The sequence below is a fragment of the Legionella sp. PATHC035 genome (assembly GCF_026191115.1).
GTDB lineage: Bacteria > Pseudomonadota > Gammaproteobacteria > Legionellales > Legionellaceae > Legionella.
Map to the genome: position 1 here is coordinate 668,456 of NZ_JAPHOT010000001.1, position 17,195 is coordinate 685,650.

The following is a 17,195-nucleotide window of genomic DNA, read 5'->3' on the forward strand; positions in this document are numbered from 1 at the left end:
GCTAATCCAGGTTACAAAAAGCTTCATTCACTCATTCAACATGACTGATACGTATGATACCGGCAATTGCGTAAGGTAAAAATCCCATTGCAACTACCGACATAGCCGATAATAAGGCCAAATAAGCACTAATTGGCAGGTTTTGCATGGCAATATTTACAGTTCCACTTCCAAAAATGAGAATAGGCAAGGTTAAAGGCAGCAAAATCAACGCCATCAAAAGACCCTTTTGGTTCATTCCCACTCCAAATGAAGCAGCCAGGGCACAAAGAAATAATAAAGAAGGAGTACCACAAATAATAGTCAGTGCAAGCACTTCAGTTTCCCAAGCACTTAATGAAAAAAGCAAGCCAACCAAAGGACATAAAGCGAGCAACGGAAGCAAATTAAATAACCAATGAGCAATTACTTTGGCAGCAATCAGTAAAGGCAAAGAGTGACCGGAAATAATCCATTGTTCCATGACGCCCTGTTCATAATCTTGCTGAAATAAACGTTCTGCTGAGAGCAGCAAAGATAAAAGTATTGCCATCCAGACTAAGCCGGGAGCAATAGTGCGAAGCAGGACAACCTCCGGCTTAATCGTTAACGGAAACATAAAAAGAAAAATTAAGAAAAACAGGCATGAGTTCACTAAAAAACGTATTTGCCTTATCTGAATAAGTAATTCCCGTTGGCATTGTTTGGCAAATATAGAAAAAGAGGAGCTCACAAACAGTACTCCTCATATTCAGATGAATCCAGTGGTAATTGCTGATGTGATGTTAATAAAACAGCCCCGCCCTGTTTTCGATGACTGGCTATTTTATCCATGACCCTTTCGATTGCGCGGTCATCTAAGGCAACTAAAGGTTCATCAAGAAGCCATAATTTGCAGGAGGAGAACCATAGACGCAACAATCCAGCTTGCCTTCGCTGCCCAGAGGACAACAACCCACACGCCATATCCAGGTGATGTTCGAGTTTAAAAATCGAAGCGAGTTCTTCAATTGCATTGGATTGATCTTTTTTTACACTCGCCGCTGATGAGGAGGCATAATGGAGATCAAAATAACAATTCTCTCGTAATGTTAAATTAGGGTTAATACCGGCTTTGTGACCCACAAAACACAACTGACGTTGATAAGCGGAATAGTCTTTAGCTATATTTTGGCCAAAAAATTGCACTTCACCGTGATGCGGATGAAATAAACCAGCAATTAATTTCAACAAGGTTGTCTTGCCTGCACCATTTCTACCGCGCAAATGAAGCAAACCTCCTACAGGCAAATGAAAAGCTACATTGTTTAATAAAGGCTGATCCTGATAATCAAAATCAAGGTTAATCACATCAAGCATAGGTCAAAGATATACTGTAGGTTCAATTTCTGGATATTCATGAAGCTAGGGAGGAGCAGGAAAAATTGATAATCCCCATATTTCGCCACGCTTCACCCAGACCACACTATGTCAAGAAATAGTACTCGAACTAGAAAACAAAACAAGCTTTATTTTATTATAGGTTCACAGCCAAAGCCCCTTCACGCTCCAGATCTCTTTTCCGCTTCGCAACCATTTCTCTAAATGCATTCACTGGGGATGTTTCGAGCCTGCTGAAAAACCAAGTGACCAATCCTTGGCTTACAGCTAGTACTTTCTTATAATCAGGCTTCGCTTTTTATTCATCTACTACTCGATAAAAATTTTTATAAGCTTTTAATTTCATTTGGACTTAATATTTTAGATTCCATAACCCCCAGCTTTTTTTACAACTTATTAAATCTACTTAATAGCCCCTTGCTAACTACCCTATTGATCGCCATAATTTGTTTTTATTTTTTTAAAGGTCAACAATGGAATTTTTAACTCAATACGGTCTGTTCCTTTTAAAATCAATCACTGTAGTTATTGCCTGCCTGATTGTATTTGCCGGATTTTTTTCTATGAGTCGCAAGCCGAAGCCTAAACTGGAGGTGATCTCATTAAATGAACACTATGATAATATCATATCCACAATGAATAAAAAAGTTTTGGGTGAGAAACCTCCTAAGAAGAAAAAAAATAAAGACAAAAAGCCAACTCTTTATGTTATTGATTTTCATGGTGACATTAAAGCCTCCCAGGTAGAGCAACTCAGAGAGGAAATTACCGCAGTCCTGTGTACTGCCAAACCTGAAGATGAAGTTTTGGTTCGCCTGGACAGCCCTGGTGGTATAGTCAACACCTATGGTTTAGCAGCGTCACAACTGCAACGCATTCGCGATAAAAAGATTCCTTTAACTGTGAGCATCGATAAAATGGCTGCCAGTGGCGGTTATTTAATGGCCTGTGTTGCGGATAAAATCATTGCAGCCCCTTTTGCAATCATTGGCTCTATAGGTGTAGTAGCGCAAATCCCTAATTTCCATCGTTGGCTTAAAAAGCATGAGATTGATGTGGAGTTGTTAACTGCTGGGGAATACAAACGAACGCTAACCCTGTTTGGTGAGAATACTGAAAAAGGTAGAAAAAAAGCTCAGGATGACCTGGAGAAGATACATGCTGCGTTTAGAAATTATGTAGCAGCGAATCGCGAACAATTAAATATTGATGAAGTTTCTACCGGGGAGCATTGGTTAGCAAAAGATGCCTTTGATCTTAAACTTGTTGATAAGCTATGCACCAGCGATGATTATCTCCTAGAAAGGATTGCTCATTATAAAGCATTCAAACTCATGGTTCCTCCCAAAGCATCTCTGGCTAACAAATTACTCAAGCCAGCAATGCGATTGATGCACCCATGGGGCTAAGGAAACAAGCCCCTAAAAAGCTATAATATTCAATATGCTAAATAAACTACCGAATTCGAGATAATGGTATATAATTAAGTTAGATTACCTAATGGAGTGAGCTATGAGTGACTTTAAATCAAAACTACCTGATCTTAAAGAGTTAGCTTCAATGACAGGCAAATTATATACCGACATCAAAAAGAGCGTAGGTGAAATCGTTCAGAATTATAAAGAAAATAGAGCTCAAGAAGCAGAAAAAGCAGCGCAAACACAAGCTGAGCCCGTTAAAGAAACAAAACCCCCGAAAGCTGATGCGCCTATTGTAGAACCTACCCCTGCTGAAGAATCAAAACCTGATGACACCAAACAATAATGGTTTACACTGATTCGCATTTTAGTCTGAGTGCAGCACAGCCCCACCTAATTGATTGCCGTCATCACGAGTATCATCAGGCATCTCCCCATTAGGACATAGTTCTCAACAGGGAGATATCTCGTTCCCTCGGTATGAGGAGGCGTCTGTAAACAATACTATTGCTTAAATTCATACCCGCTCAGGACGTGTAAGTCCATATTTACGCATTTTTTCAACTAAAGTGGTACGTCGCATATTCAAATAACTTGCAGCATGAGCAACTACCCAATCGGCTTCATTTAAAGCTTGACTAATCAGAGCTAACTCCGTTTTCACCAAGTGCTCTTTTAAATCGATACCCTCTGTACCAGCCGTCTGCTCTTGATTCATCCCCTCCAGCAGAGCTTCTCGTTCAGAATTCGACGTGTCAGATTCCGTATAGGGAGCTTTATATTCACCTCGAACTTTTGGGGGCAAATCTTCTTTACTTAGAATTCCTTTGGGATACAAAATAGTTAAACGCTCTACTAAATTGGCCAATTCTCTAATATTACCTGGCCAACTGTACTCAGTTAATGCAGCCATAGCATCTGGCATTAAACGTACACTAGGTCGGTTTTCATTCTCAATACGTGAAATCAACTCATTAAATAAGAGTGGAATATCCTCTGCACGCTCTCTTAATGGAGGCATTTCTATAGGGAATACATTAAGTCTATAAAATAAATCCTCTCTGAATTTGCCCTCTTTAATGGCTTCCTCTAAGTTTCTATGAGTTGCCGCAATAATCCTAACATTTACATCGATACTTTTATTGGAACCTACTCGCTCAAAACAACGTTCTTGTAATATTCGTAATAATTTTACTTGCATTGGTAAAGGCATATCACCTATCTCATCAAGAAATAAAGTGCCTCCATTTGCTAATTCAAATCGACCTTGCCGCGAAGTAATTGCACCGGTAAATGCTCCTTTTTCATGACCAAATAATTCGCTTTCGAGTAACTCTGCAGGAATAGCCCCGCAGTTAATTGGAATAAATGGCTTACTGGCTCTTGATGATAGACTATGAATATTACGAGCAACCACTTCTTTACCTGTTCCAGATTCTCCAAGAATTAAAACACTGGCTTCAGTATCAGATACTTGTTCTATTAGTCTGCGAACAGTGCGAATACCCGTGCTATTTCCGACCAGACTGCGCAATAAAGGATTTTTTTGATTGCTGATGATAATCGAATTGACTGCCTCTTTGGCAATTTGGCATTGGTGCAAAGATTCCATGATTTGAGCATAGCTAAAGGGGAAAGGTTGACAAGAAACGACATTACGCAATAGGCATTGAGTATGATTTAGTTTTTGTCCCACCACAATAACCGGTACTTTGACAAACTTGTTTACCAATAAGTCCAGTTCATTTAAAGTCTCCTGAATCGATTCACTTGCACCAAAAAGAATCACCTCAGGATTTATATCGGCAATTTGCCATTCGCCATATTTACTGACTTCAGTCGATTCACCGATAAAATCAAGTATCGTACGTAACTTGTCACTACGACTTGCATTATTATCAATGATAAAAACCGTGTCATTAATACTCATAAACTTATCCTTAAGTTTTTTATACTTGCACCATCATTTCTTTCTCCCATAAAGCGAGAAATGATTTTCAATAATTAATTATCGGTAACACACGATCAATTTAAACGCATTACACTGGTTACCAAAACACAACTCTTGACTTCCGATTGTTTTAGTAGCGCTTACTTGAGCTTCTTTCACAAAATATTTGGCTTGTAGAAACCCCATACGACTGCAAAAAGAATTAGCCGCCCGTGAACCACAGCCTTGTTTTTGGTCATAACACCAATCCACACGATAATCATTATAACGAGGAACGGCAAACCGCTTTTCTCGATAATGATAAGGTTTGGGAGGAGTATGTGATAAGTTCGTGACGCAAGCGATGGTCATAAACCCATTACAGCGCCAGCCTTTACAACTCTCACCAGTTGATAGGTAATGTGTTAGCCCTATATTGTAGGCAATTTCATTATCACTGGAATAATCATAGCCCAGCATTTGGCAATAACGATCTGCTACAATTTTGCCACACTCTTTGCCATCTACAGTACAATAGTCCAGGCGCTCTCCAAGAAATGTAGGATGCCAAAAGTTGCGAAAAGCTTTATTGTGCTTTCCATTGGTGTTTGAATGGCTCGAAAAGGAGCAAAATAAAAAAACTAAAAACATAACGTAACGAAAATTGATCATTAAAACAATCCTTTAGCGATTATCAAATCATGTTAGCTTATGAAGCCTACTGGTACAAGAGCTGCATGAGGGTAAATCACTATTGATTTATTAAATGTAGCACATTTCATTTCACTCGTTTTTCAATAATGAATTTTTTTGATAAATAGTTATGCTGATAAAATTATGGGCATGAACGCGGTATTAATAGTGTTTAAACAGGATTATCACTATCAATAAATAAGTGTTCTAACTCAAATTGTGAGGAGAGATGATTCCCTAAAGCCTGAATGCCGTAACGTTCTGTTGCATGATGTCCACAAGAATAGTAATGAATGCCTAATTCTTTTGCTTGATAATACGTCCGCTCCGATATTTCTCCACTGATATATGCATCGACACCTAAACGATAGGCCTCCTCAATAAAATCTTGTGCTCCCCCACTACACCAGGCAATGTGAGTAATTGGCTTTTCTCCACCACAGATCAACAAAGGATTGCGTTGTAATTTTTTCGCCAAATACTCATTAAATTCCGTCGGTATCATGGTTTGGTTTAACTTTCCCGACCATAGTAGATTATCGGTATTTCCTGCACGATGCGTATGCACCAAATCCACTTCAAATAATTTTGCCAAACAGGCATTGTTTCCAAGCTCAGGATGGCAATCTAAAGGAAGATGGTATGCAAATAAATTTAATTCATTACACAATAACTTATAAATCCGCTGACGTTTCATTCCAATAATCATTGACGCTTCACCACGCCAAAAGTAGCCATGGTGAACCAACAATGCATCGGCACTCCACGCAATTGCCTGGGAAATTACATCCCCGGAGGCCGTTACCGCCGTGCAAATTCGTTTAATATGTTCTCTACCTTCAACCTGCATTCCATTTGGAGCATAATCATTGTATCGACCACACTCTAAGAATTGATGCAGGTATAACGATAGTTCTTCTCTAGTAATCACCGGTCAGAAACTCGCTTGATGTCAGCACCTAATAAAGATAACTTTTCTTCGATACGTTCATAACCTCTATCCACATGATAAATACGCTCAACGGAGGTTTCCCCTTCGGCAACTAATCCAGCCAAAATTAAACTGGCTGAGGCACGTAGATCCGTTGCCATCACAGGTGCACCAGTTAATTTTTCAACCCCATTAATGAGTGCGGTATTTCCATTAAGTTGAATCTGTGCCCCCATGCGTTGAAGCTCTTGTACATGCATAAAACGATTTTCAAATATCGTTTCGACAATCGTTGAAGAACCAGCTGCTACGGAATTCATTGCCATAAATTGAGCCTGCATGTCTGTTGCAAACGCAGGATAAGGTGCAGTAGAGATATTTACTGCCTGAGGACGTTGATTGTGCATATTAAGACTTACCCAATCCTCCCCTATGGTTAACTCAGCTCCGGCCTCTTCAAACTTACACAATTGCGACAATAAGGTGTCAGGGCGTACGCGTTTTACAGTCACATGACCTCGGGTTAAAGCCCCAGCTGCCAAGTAAGTACCCGCTTCAATCCGATCAGACATGACTGAATAGGTGCCTCCTGAAAGAGATTCAACTCCTTCAACTTCAATGATTGAAGTCCCAGCCCCAGAAATTTTTGCACCCATTTGAATTAGAAAATTAGCAAGATCAACCACTTCAGGCTCACGTGCCGCATTCTTGATAATGGTAGTCCCTTCAGCCAAGGTAGCGGCCATGAGTACGTTTTCAGTTCCAGTCACAGTAACGGTATCAAACATTAAACGCTTCCCTTGCAAACGACCACGTCTACAACGAGCGTTAATGTAACCATTTTTTACGGTGATATCAGCCCCCATAGTTTTTAACGCTTTTAAATGCAAATCAACAGGCCTTGTCCCAATAGCACATCCTCCTGGTAAAGATACATCCGCTTTACCAAATCGAGCGAGTAAGGGGCCCAATACTAAAATTGAAGCGCGCATTGTTTTAACTAAATCATAGGGGGCAACAAATTCATTCACTTGGCTGGCATCAACCTGAACATTCATTTTTTCATCAACGATTAAGTGAGCCCCTAGTTGACCTAATAACTCCATCATTGTCGTTATGTCTTTGAGATGAGGAACATTGGAAATGGTCACATGATCTCGAGCAAGCAAGCTTGCCGCCATAATAGGTAAAGCCGCATTTTTTGCTCCTGAAATGACAACTTCACCATTCAGTGCCTTACCACCGTTAATTAATAATTTATCCATGTTGCTTTCCCCATTCTTCTTTCGTCCACGTCTTCATGCTAATCGCGTGCAGCTTGCCAGAAGTAATTAACTCTTTCAGCTGGGCATAGACCCACTGCTGTCTTGCTACTTTGGATTTATTTAAAAAGACGTCACTTACTACGGTTATCTGATATTGATAACCATCCCCCTCCACTTTGATGTAGGAAACATCATCAATGGCTTTAAATTTTTGTTCAATTTCTTCATTACTTATCATTAAAATTAGCCCACAAATAGAAATAAATACAACTTTTGGCAACAAATTTGTCGAGGACAGCATATGCCCTCTTCGAGCCTCTATCGCCCAAAATAAAAAAAAGAAAACCCGGGTTACGCTACGCATCACCCAGGCTACAATTTATAATTCTCAAAAAGTAACCGTTTTCCAAAAAATTGAGTATTAACACTGAATCATCAAAATTTATACGGCCTCCAAAATACCTTTAACACCACAAAATTCGGCTAAGGATTGGGTTTCAGCAGGAATTCCAATAATTTCAAATACCTTATTATTTTTTTTACATAATTTCCTGGCTTCGATAAGTAAAGCTAAACCAGCGCTATCACAATGCTTCACATCACTTAAATCCAAGCCAAATTTACCCGTTTTATCATCCATCAAAGCTTGATAGATCTTTGCTCGCACTGCAACAACAGACTTAAATGAAAGATCGACGCCCGGTTTAAAATACACTGTACTCACAATTATGACGCCCTTTTAAGTTGCTTTTTTTCCATTAACTTGATGACTTCATCAATACTGGAGTTCTGTAATGCTGCTGCAAACTGTGAACGGAAACTTTGCAGTAAGCTTACCCCTTCAACGCTAATATCATAAATTTTCCACTGACCATTTTTGGCAACAAGACTGTACGACAAAGGAATGTTTTGACCTTCAGCACGTACAATAATGCTATTAACTCGCAAAAACCGAGAGTTCAATGAGCCTCTTAAAGGCAAAAATTGTACACTTTCATCGCTATACTGTGCTAGAGGGCTAGAATACGTACGAATTACGAGACGAGTGAACGCTTTTGAAAATTGCGTTCTTTGCGTATCGGTTGCCTTACTCCATGCTTGTCTACCCAAAACCGAACGTGACATCCCCGTTACATCAACAATAGGAAGCAAATTGGTTTCTACGGCCTTATAAATCACATCAGGATTATTTTTCAAACTCGACTTATTTTCTTTAAGCGTAGCGATGATGTTATTCGCAGTTTGCTCCAGCATAGGTATAGGAGAGTTTTGCGACGCATGCATTACAGGGGATAAAATGACGCTGACAACTAATAAAATTGTTTTTATTATTCTCATGTCTCTGACCTTATTTTTTAATGTTAAAGAGTAGTTGACCAATTAAATTTTCAAGAATAATCGCTTCTTGTGTTTTTCCAATCACGTCTCCATTTTGCAAATAAGGATGATCTTTGTTCTCCTCATCCTCAAAACCAGGAACGATACTGATGTAATTGGAACCAAGCAAACCCTCGGTCAAAATTCGTGCCGAAGCATCATCGTAAGGGATTTTTTTATCGCTACGTAAGCGCATAGTAACCTTTGCATTCAGTTCCCCAGGTTGTAACTCAATATGAGTTACTTCTCCAATTTTAACTCCCGCTACAGTCACAGGCGCACGTACTTTTAAACCACCAATATCGGTAAAATCAGCCGTTACATCATAACTGTCATGAGCCATAAAACTAGAAAGATTGCTTACTTTCATTGTCATGACTAGTAAAGCCAATATACCAAGCAACATAAATAGCCCAACACTAAAATCTACATAACGTTGCTTACTCATTTACCAATCTCCAATCATCATTGCGGTCAACAAAAAATCAAGCCCTAATACAGCAAGCGATGAATAAACCACTGTTTTAGTCGTCGCCTGACTAATACCTTCTGCAGTAGGAACACATTCAAAACCCTGGAATACAGAAATCCAGGTTACAACAAAAGCAAAAACTAAACTTTTAATGATACCACTGAGTACATCAATACGGAAATCCACAGCTGCTTGCATGTTGGACCAAAAACTTCCTGCATCGACACCTAACCAATGCACCCCAATAAAATAACCACCAAAAATCGCGACAGCTGAAAAAATTAAGGCTAAAAGCGGCAAGGTAATAAAGCCTGCTATAAAACGAGGATAAATAACCCTACCCAAAGGGTCAACACCCATCATATCCATGCTCGATAATTGTTCTGTTGCTTTCATCAACCCAATCTCAGCAGTTAAAGCGGAACCCGCGCGGCCTGCAAACAACAAAGCACTAATTACCGGTCCAAGTTCTCTGGAGATACTTAAGGCTAATAATTGCCCTAATTGGCTTGATGCACCAAATTTTTGCAATGTATTATAACCTTGCAGACCGACAACCATCCCAATAAATAATGCGGAAACAACAATAATCAAACACGATAAAACACCCACGAAATAAATTTGATAGCGTAGCAAAGGCCAAAGCCTTGCAATACCAGGGCGTCTGAACAACATTAAAAACAAAAATAAACCGGAAGTTCCCAAGTCTTGCAAAATCCGTGAACTACGATTACCGATACGCGTGATGAACTCAAGCATCTAATAGCTCCTCTAAATAGGATCTGGCAGGATAATGAAAAGGAACCACTCCATCCGCTTCACCATGCATAAATTGTTTGATTTGAGGCTCTGATGATTGTATGAGTTCCTCGGGAGTGCCTTGTCCTATGATTTTTCCACCAGAAATAAGATAAATATAATCTGCTATAGAACAGGTTTCTTCAACATCATGCGACACGATAATTGTAGTAGTATGTAGTAATTCATTTAACCGTTTGATCAAACGAACTAAAACACCCAGAGAAATAGGATCCTGGCCCGTAAAGGGCTCATCATACATCATCAGCTCGGGATCCAGAGCGATTGTACGCGCCAAAGCAACTCGACGGGCCATTCCTCCTGACAATTGATCAGGCATCAGATTTGAAGCCCCCCGCAGTCCCACCGCTTCTAGTTTCATCAATACGATGTCTCGTAACATGGATTCATTTAACAAGGTATGCTCACGCAATGGAAAGGCCACATTATCGAATACAGAAAGATCAGTGAATAAAGCAGAGCTTTGAAAAAGTAAGCCCATATTACGCCTTGCATCATACAAAGCCTTACGCGACAATTGGTGCACATTTTGACCATTCACATGAATCAAACCACTGTCAGGTTTTAGCTGGGCTCCAATTAACTGTAATAATGTGGTTTTTCCAGAACCACTAGGCCCCATAATTGCAGTAATCTTGCCTCGCTTAACCACCATGTCAATTCCATTGAAAATGGAACGGCTCTCGCGTATGAAGCTAAGATTTTTGATTTCGACCCAATTTTCAGGCATTCTCACTTTTCCGGTTATAGCCAAAAGTAGAAGTATACCCAAGATAAACAAAAATGCTAAGTTAAAAATAGCATTTTAAAATATCTTCGACAGATAAATTCTATCGAAAAAAATGAAGTATCTAATCCTATTTATTCAAATGTTTTTTTGTTAGAATGAAAAATAAACAAAAAACATCGAATGACCTATGAATTTTTGTACACTTGGACTTGCTGTTATTGAAACCGAAGCACAAGCTGTTTTTGAATTATCCCAAAGAATTGACAACCGATTTGAAAAAGCTTGCGAACTGTTACTTGCTTGCAAGGGACGGATCGTAGTAACTGGTATGGGAAAATCAGGTCACATTGCGAATAAAATCGCTGCCACCCTATCTAGTACCGGAAGCCCTTCTTTTTTCATGCACCCTGGCGAAGCAAGCCATGGAGATCTTGGCATGATTACTCGACAAGATACAGTGATCGCCATTTCTCATTCAGGCAACACATTGGAGCTAGTTACCCTGCTTCCTTTATTAAAGCGCATGGAAGTTCCACTAATTACTTTGACCGGAAATTCTGAGTCTACCTTAGCCAAAGCAGCGGATGTGAACTTAGATGTCAGCATTAAGCAGGAAGCATGCCCACTTGGCCTTGCTCCTACAACCAGCACTACTGTTGCTTTAGTTATGGGTGATGCATTAGCGATTGCTCTTTTGCAGGCCAGAGGATTTAGTGAAGAAGATTTTGCATTATCGCACCCTGGAGGTTCTCTAGGTAAACGACTTTTACTGCGTATCGATGAACTATGCCATCATGGAGACCAACTCCCACTTGTTCATGAAAATGCAACCGTGAGTGAAGCCTTAATTGAAGTAACCGATAAAAAATTGGGTATGACGTGTATTATTGATAATAAAGGCTATCTTGTTGGAGTTTATACCGATGGCGACGTTCGACGAACTTTAACGCGTCAATATGATATTAATACTACCCCAATTAAAGAGGTCATGACTCGAAATGCACGGACAATTCCTAAGGGAATGCTTGCCGCAGAAGCTTTGGCAATTATGCAAAAACACAGTATCACTTCATTAATTGTCATTGACGACGAAAAGCGACCAACAGCAGTTCTTCATCTCCATGATTTATTAAGAGCGGGTGTTTTTTAAATGAATAACTTAATTGAACGAGCCAAAAACATTAAATGCCTGATCTGTGATTTGGATGGCGTTCTTACTGATGGTCTCTTATATATCGACAATCACTTTAATGAACTAAAAACATTCCACATTCATGATGGAGTGGGCTTAAAATTACTCATGACTGCTGGAATCGAAGTAGCGGTTATTACGGGCTCGCGCAATGCAGTAGTAGATCATAGAATGCAGCAGCTAGGTATTGTTCACTACTATAAAGATCAGTTTGATAAGCAAGAGACCTACAAGCAACTAAAAGAGAAGCTCAATCTTCAAGATGAACATTTTGCTTATATTGGCGATGATCTACCTGATGCACCAATTATGCAACAAGTCGGTTTTAGTGTCGCAGTGGCCAATGCAGTACATCAAATTAAAGAAATTGCCATGTGGCAGACAACACTTACGGGAGGCCGTGGAGCAGTACGCGAATTATGCGACCTTATTCTCAAAGCACAAAATAAAATGGACTTGGCTATCGCAGGTTACCTAAAAAAATGAATGCAGCAAAACAACTTATGTGGCTTTTTTTTACTTTGATTCTCCTGGCCTGTTCAGGATGGTATTATGGCAGCCGAGCAACAACAATGATTCGTCTGGATAGAGATACTCTAGCCAATTCGGTAGATACGACTATTTCTGATGTTACAGTGCGTCAGTTTAATCAACAAGGGAAGCTGGCCAACATACTGAAAGCCCCCCTCATGCAGCATATTCAAAATGGCAATATTTATTTATTTCAAAAACCGCATATTATCGTAAGTCAGGAAGAGCAAGCCCCTTGGGATATTAGTTCAATAAAAGCTAAATCCTTTGAAGGTGGCAAACGAATTACTTTTACAGGTAATGTCATTGTACGTCAGCAAAAAGGAAATAATTCACAAGAAAGTACTCTAAAAACAGAAGAAGTAACTTATTTCCCTAAAGAAAAGAAAGCCAGTTCCGATGTGCTCGTGACCTATGAACAACCGGGGAACATCATTCAATCGACTGGTATGAATGCTTACCTTGATGAAAAAAGAGTAGAATTACTTCACCAGGCAAGAGGCAGTTATGTTCCAGCGAACGGTTAATTCCACTCTAATCCTTCTTCTCATGTTACTCTCTTCTATCGCATATGCTCTTACAGAGGATAAAGAGAAAATAATGCATGTCATGGCTGATACAGCGGATCTAAGCCAGCAAGAACATAAAGGCATTTATACTGGCAATGTCGAATTAGTACAAGGAACAACAAATCTGCATGCGGCCAAAGCAGTGACTTTAGGAAATGAAAAAAATCAACTCGTTGTGGCGATAGCGAGCGGAACTACCGGAAAACAAGCCCATTATTGGACCACAACAGATCCCAAGAAACCACCGGTGCATGCCTATGCAGATACTATTCGATATTATCCCCTACGTCATTTAATTGAGTTAATAGGAAATGCTCGGGTAGAACAAGGAGAAAACTCTTTCTCTGCTGCAAAAATAAGTTATGATATTGAAAAACAGCACGTTCTGTCTCAGGGTAACAAAAACCAAAGAATAACTATTATTTATCATCCAGAAAAGAAACCATCATGAACATCCTTGAAGCGCGAAATCTAAAAAAATCTTTTAAATCGCGAACAGTAGTTAATGGCATCAGCATCCATATTAAACAAGGTGAGTGTGTTGGCTTACTCGGTCCTAATGGTGCCGGAAAAACAACCTGTTTTTATATGATCGTTGGCTTGCAATCATGCGATGAGGGACAAATTTTCTTATCTGACCGCGACATAACTGCAAGTGCTATGCATCAAAGAGCACGTTTAGGTATCAGTTATCTTCCTCAAGAAGCTTCTGTTTTCCGTAAGCTTACTGTTGCGGAGAACATCATGGCTATTTTGGAGCTTAGGGCAGATTTAAATGAACAAGCTCGGGAAGAAAAACTGGATTTATTACTTCAAGAATTTCACATTACACATTTAGAAAAAAGTCTAGGTATGGCTCTATCTGGAGGAGAAAGACGACGTGTTGAAATTGCAAGAGCTCTCGCGATAGAACCTTCCTTCATTCTTCTTGATGAACCTTTTGCCGGAGTCGATCCTATTTCCGTTCTTGATATTAAAAAAATTATTCAACATTTGTGTCATAAAGGCATAGGCGTTTTAATCACTGATCATAATGTAAGAGAAACCCTGGATATATGCGAACGAGCCTATATTGTCAGCCAAGGAAAAACCTTGTGTGAAGGAACCCCTGAGATTATACTGGCCAATCAACAAGTCAGGGCTGTATATTTAGGGGAAGAATTTACATTGTAACTTGGAACACGTCATCCCTTCGTATACTCGGATGACCAAATAAAACCCGATTACGCGGCCACTGTACCCGGTCTACATGATTGACTAACATTTTGATTTAATATGCTGCTCATTATCGACAATTATGACTCTTTTACCTACAACCTGGTGCAATATTTTCAATGTCTCGACCAGGAAGTGTTAGTTTATACCCATGATCAAATCAATATAAGCCAAATAAAGGAACTGGCGCCGGACCATTTGGTTATCTCACCAGGCCCCAAAGCGCCAAATGAGGCAGGGATTTCAATGGAAGCGATTCGCACCTTTTATCAAACTATCCCTGTATTAGGTATTTGCCTTGGACACCAAAGTATCGCTCAAGTTTTTGGGGGGCAAATAATACCTGCACCAGAAATAATGCATGGAAGAACATCAACCATAGAACATAACCAGACTGGAATTTTTAAAAATATTCCAAATCACTTCAAAGCTACCCGCTACCACTCATTAGCAGTAGAAAAAAACAGTCTTCCAGAATGCCTCTCTATCGATGCCTGGGCAAATAATACAATTATGGCGATTTCACATCGTCAATACCCTGTTTTTGGTCTACAATTCCATCCAGAAGCAATATTAAGCCAGTATGGCCTGCAATTATTAGAGAATTTTTTACAATATGAAACCCAATCTCCTGTTTGAACACCTGATCGCTAAAAAAAACTTAAGCCCAGAACAAATGCACCAAGTCATTCATGCGTGTATGTCAGGTGAATATAATGATGCACAAGTCGCAACATTTTTAGCGCTCATGCGGATGAAGGGTGAAACTACAGAGGAATTAATTGCTGCAGCCGAGGTCATGCAGCACTTGGCTCATCCTATAGAGCTCGGTTCGAATCTGATTGATATCGTTGGCACCGGTGGTGATGGGAAAAATACATTTAATGTATCTACAGCCTGCAGCTTTGTAGTGGCAGCGGCAGGTTTTCCCGTCGCAAAACATGGAAATCGCTCTGTTTCGAGTCGGAGTGGTAGCGCCGACCTATTAGAACAGGCTGGTTTCATATTGACGCTTACCGATCAACAGGTACAAACGTGTATCCAACAATGCGGTCTGGCATTTTTATTTGCCCCCCACTACCACCCTGCCATGCGATACGCACGGACTGCACGACAACAATTGGGTATTCGAACGTTGTTCAATTTACTAGGCCCCTTAATTAACCCAGCTCGCGTAAAGAGACAAGTCGTAGGTGTATTTTCAACGGCATGGCAAAAACCTCTAGCTGCAGTCCTTGCTCATTTGGGAAGTGAACGAGCTTTAGTAGTCAGCTCTCAAGATGGATTAGATGAAATCAGTATTGCAGCACCTACAGAGGTAATTGAATATCGGGAAGGAACTTTTAATCATTGGATAATTTGTCCAGAAAACTATGGTATAGAGCGCCATTCTTTAGATGAGGTGATTGTTGATTCACCACATCAAAGTTTAGAATTTATTCAAGATGTATTTTCTGGAAAACAAGGAGCGGCACGGGATATGGTTTTATTAAATTCCGCTGCAGCGATTTACTGTGCTGACGAGAATACCTCTTTTGCAGAGGCATTAGAGCAAGCCAGGATCGCAATAGATAGCGGCAAAGCCAATCAATGTTTTACTCAACTTAGTCAACTAACTCAAACTTTAAATAAAGAATCGCATCATGAATAGTGTATTACAACGAATTGCTGAACGTAAGCAGGAAGAAGTTGCTCTGGCCCAAAAAAACAAACCATTAAATTTGTTAGTACAACAACCCATTATGGAGCGCCGTGATTTCGTTGCTGCGTTGAGCATGGATCAAGCCCCAGCAATTATTGCAGAAATTAAACGCGCCTCCCCTAGCAAAGGGTTAATCCGGGAAGATTTTAATGTAGAGGAGATTGCAACAATCTATGCACAACATGGTGCACGTTGCCTTTCTGTTCTTACTGATGTTGATTTTTTTCAGGGTCACCCTGATTATTTAGCTCAAGCAAAAAATCATTGCAAATTACCGATACTCCGTAAAGACTTTATAATTGATCCCTATCAAATTTATGAAAGCCTGGCATTAGGCGCGGATTGTATCTTACTGATTGTTGCCTTACTTGATGATATCCAACTCGCTGATTTTTGCCAATTAGCGCATGAACTGCAAATGGCGGTATTGGTAGAAAGTCATAGCAAAGAAGAACTGGAACGCGCACTGCGTTTGCCTACGCCTTTAATTGGCATTAATAATCGGAGCCTTCATACGTTTAAGACAGACATTCAACTCAGCATCCAGTTAAAACAATACATTCCTCAAGACAGAATAACCATTACTGAAAGTGGTATTAATACACATACAGATATCGATTTGATGCAATCTCACGGCATTAATACCTTTCTTATTGGAGAAAGTTTAATGAGGGCTAAAGACATAGGGAAAGCCTTAGATCTGCTTATCAATGGAGAGGAATAGACTAGAGGGTGTTGTGCATGGATGAAGACGGGGAAATTCCTTCTCCCATGTGAGGGAGTCGGTCTGAGGGTCTATGAACCAAATCCATTACCCTGATCTGATCTAATGGGACCTTCTCCCTAAGGGGATAAGATCTTCTCTTTACTAAATGGCAATGGGTGAACGCGTAAGCACCGTATACCGGTTTTCGCTATCGCTGCAGCCAGGCTGCAAAATGTTTTGGCTTAGGGAGTATCTGCCTGAATCTTTTTGAACGGTTTGAGTTAAG

The 17,195-nt window shown here is 39.9% G+C and carries 22 protein-coding genes; 10 read left to right on the forward strand and 12 right to left on the reverse strand.

Features of this window, described 5'->3' with window-relative positions; all coding sequences use genetic code 11:
* Nucleotides 1-31 precede the first annotated feature (31 nt).
* On the reverse strand, nt 32-712 hold the full coding sequence (gene ccmB, locus OQJ13_RS02950) for a heme exporter protein CcmB (RefSeq protein WP_265709089.1): 681 nt from the start codon (nt 710-712) through the stop codon (nt 32-34).
* Entirely contained in the window at nt 709-1,338 is a 630-nt protein-coding gene (gene ccmA, locus OQJ13_RS02955) for a heme ABC exporter ATP-binding protein CcmA (RefSeq protein ID WP_265709091.1), read from the reverse strand. Before ccmA ends, ccmB begins: the two co-directional genes overlap by 4 nt.
* A 494-nt stretch (nt 1,339-1,832) precedes the next feature.
* Between ccmA and sohB the strand changes: the two genes are divergently transcribed.
* Complete coding sequence (sohB, locus tag OQJ13_RS02960; protein ID WP_265709092.1) at nt 1,833-2,768, forward strand: protease SohB; 936 nt, start codon at nt 1,833-1,835, stop codon at nt 2,766-2,768.
* Between the two features lie 103 nt (nt 2,769-2,871).
* Nucleotides 2,872-3,123 carry a hypothetical protein gene (locus OQJ13_RS02965; RefSeq protein ID WP_265709093.1) on the forward strand — a complete coding sequence of 84 codons (252 nt, stop codon included), beginning with the start codon at nt 2,872-2,874 and terminating at the stop codon, nt 3,121-3,123.
* 171 nt (nt 3,124-3,294) lie between these two features.
* Here OQJ13_RS02965 and OQJ13_RS02970 read toward each other — a convergent pair whose 3' ends face one another.
* The 10 genes from OQJ13_RS02970 to OQJ13_RS03015 all read right to left on the reverse strand — a co-directional run bounded on the left by OQJ13_RS02970 (nt 3,295) and on the right by OQJ13_RS03015 (nt 10,994).
* Nucleotides 3,295-4,707 carry a sigma-54 dependent transcriptional regulator gene (locus OQJ13_RS02970; RefSeq protein ID WP_265709094.1) on the reverse strand — a complete coding sequence of 471 codons (1,413 nt, stop codon included), beginning with the start codon at nt 4,705-4,707 and terminating at the stop codon, nt 3,295-3,297.
* Nucleotides 4,708-4,785: 78 nt separating this feature from the next.
* Complete coding sequence (locus tag OQJ13_RS02975) at nt 4,786-5,379, reverse strand: hypothetical protein (RefSeq protein WP_265709095.1); 594 nt, start codon at nt 5,377-5,379, stop codon at nt 4,786-4,788.
* A gap of 193 nt (nt 5,380-5,572) precedes the next feature.
* Complete coding sequence (locus OQJ13_RS02980) at nt 5,573-6,331, reverse strand: Nif3-like dinuclear metal center hexameric protein (protein ID WP_265709096.1); 759 nt, start codon at nt 6,329-6,331, stop codon at nt 5,573-5,575.
* Nucleotides 6,328-7,596: a UDP-N-acetylglucosamine 1-carboxyvinyltransferase gene (gene murA / locus OQJ13_RS02985; protein ID WP_028380131.1), complete on the reverse strand. Its 1,269-nt coding sequence runs from the start codon at nt 7,594-7,596 to the stop codon at nt 6,328-6,330. Before murA ends, OQJ13_RS02980 begins: the two co-directional genes overlap by 4 nt.
* Complete coding sequence (locus OQJ13_RS02990; protein WP_028380130.1) at nt 7,589-7,834, reverse strand: BolA family protein; 246 nt, start codon at nt 7,832-7,834, stop codon at nt 7,589-7,591. The genes murA and OQJ13_RS02990 overlap by 8 nt, the downstream gene beginning before the upstream one ends.
* A 204-nt stretch (nt 7,835-8,038) precedes the next feature.
* Nucleotides 8,039-8,320, reverse strand: coding sequence for an STAS domain-containing protein (locus OQJ13_RS02995; protein ID WP_265709097.1), 282 nt, complete (start codon nt 8,318-8,320; stop codon nt 8,039-8,041).
* A gap of 2 nt (nt 8,321-8,322) precedes the next feature.
* Nucleotides 8,323-8,934: an MlaC/ttg2D family ABC transporter substrate-binding protein gene (locus OQJ13_RS03000; protein WP_265709098.1), complete on the reverse strand. Its 612-nt coding sequence runs from the start codon at nt 8,932-8,934 to the stop codon at nt 8,323-8,325.
* 10 nt (nt 8,935-8,944) lie between these two features.
* Complete coding sequence (mlaD, locus tag OQJ13_RS03005; RefSeq protein ID WP_028380127.1) at nt 8,945-9,421, reverse strand: outer membrane lipid asymmetry maintenance protein MlaD; 477 nt, start codon at nt 9,419-9,421, stop codon at nt 8,945-8,947.
* On the reverse strand, nt 9,422-10,204 hold the full coding sequence (mlaE, locus tag OQJ13_RS03010) for a lipid asymmetry maintenance ABC transporter permease subunit MlaE (RefSeq protein WP_028380126.1): 783 nt from the start codon (nt 10,202-10,204) through the stop codon (nt 9,422-9,424).
* Complete coding sequence (locus OQJ13_RS03015; protein ID WP_265709099.1) at nt 10,197-10,994, reverse strand: ATP-binding cassette domain-containing protein; 798 nt, start codon at nt 10,992-10,994, stop codon at nt 10,197-10,199. The genes mlaE and OQJ13_RS03015 overlap by 8 nt, the downstream gene beginning before the upstream one ends.
* A 187-nt stretch (nt 10,995-11,181) precedes the next feature.
* Between OQJ13_RS03015 and OQJ13_RS03020 the strand changes: the two genes are divergently transcribed.
* From OQJ13_RS03020 to trpC, 8 genes are all read left to right on the forward strand, one after another.
* Nucleotides 11,182-12,144, forward strand: coding sequence for a KpsF/GutQ family sugar-phosphate isomerase (locus OQJ13_RS03020; protein ID WP_265709100.1), 963 nt, complete (start codon nt 11,182-11,184; stop codon nt 12,142-12,144).
* Nucleotides 12,145-12,672 carry a 3-deoxy-manno-octulosonate-8-phosphatase KdsC gene (gene kdsC / locus OQJ13_RS03025; protein WP_265709101.1) on the forward strand — a complete coding sequence of 176 codons (528 nt, stop codon included), beginning with the start codon at nt 12,145-12,147 and terminating at the stop codon, nt 12,670-12,672.
* On the forward strand, nt 12,669-13,244 hold the full coding sequence (gene lptC / locus OQJ13_RS03030; protein WP_265709102.1) for an LPS export ABC transporter periplasmic protein LptC: 576 nt from the start codon (nt 12,669-12,671) through the stop codon (nt 13,242-13,244). The genes kdsC and lptC overlap by 4 nt, the downstream gene beginning before the upstream one ends.
* Entirely contained in the window at nt 13,225-13,737 is a 513-nt protein-coding gene (lptA, locus tag OQJ13_RS03035; protein WP_265709103.1) for a lipopolysaccharide transport periplasmic protein LptA, read from the forward strand. The genes lptC and lptA overlap by 20 nt, the downstream gene beginning before the upstream one ends.
* The gene (gene lptB / locus OQJ13_RS03040; RefSeq protein WP_265709105.1) at nt 13,734-14,459 is read left to right on the forward strand and encodes an LPS export ABC transporter ATP-binding protein; all 726 of its coding nucleotides are present in this window, start codon (nt 13,734-13,736) and stop codon (nt 14,457-14,459) included. The genes lptA and lptB overlap by 4 nt, the downstream gene beginning before the upstream one ends.
* Before the next feature lie 102 nt (nt 14,460-14,561).
* Nucleotides 14,562-15,140, forward strand: coding sequence for an anthranilate synthase component II (locus OQJ13_RS03045; protein ID WP_265709106.1), 579 nt, complete (start codon nt 14,562-14,564; stop codon nt 15,138-15,140).
* Nucleotides 15,118-16,152, forward strand: coding sequence for an anthranilate phosphoribosyltransferase (gene trpD / locus OQJ13_RS03050; protein WP_265709107.1), 1,035 nt, complete (start codon nt 15,118-15,120; stop codon nt 16,150-16,152). The genes OQJ13_RS03045 and trpD overlap by 23 nt, the downstream gene beginning before the upstream one ends.
* Entirely contained in the window at nt 16,145-16,927 is a 783-nt protein-coding gene (gene trpC / locus OQJ13_RS03055) for an indole-3-glycerol phosphate synthase TrpC (protein ID WP_265709109.1), read from the forward strand. The genes trpD and trpC overlap by 8 nt, the downstream gene beginning before the upstream one ends.
* The last annotated feature ends 268 nt before the right edge of the window (nt 16,928-17,195 follow it).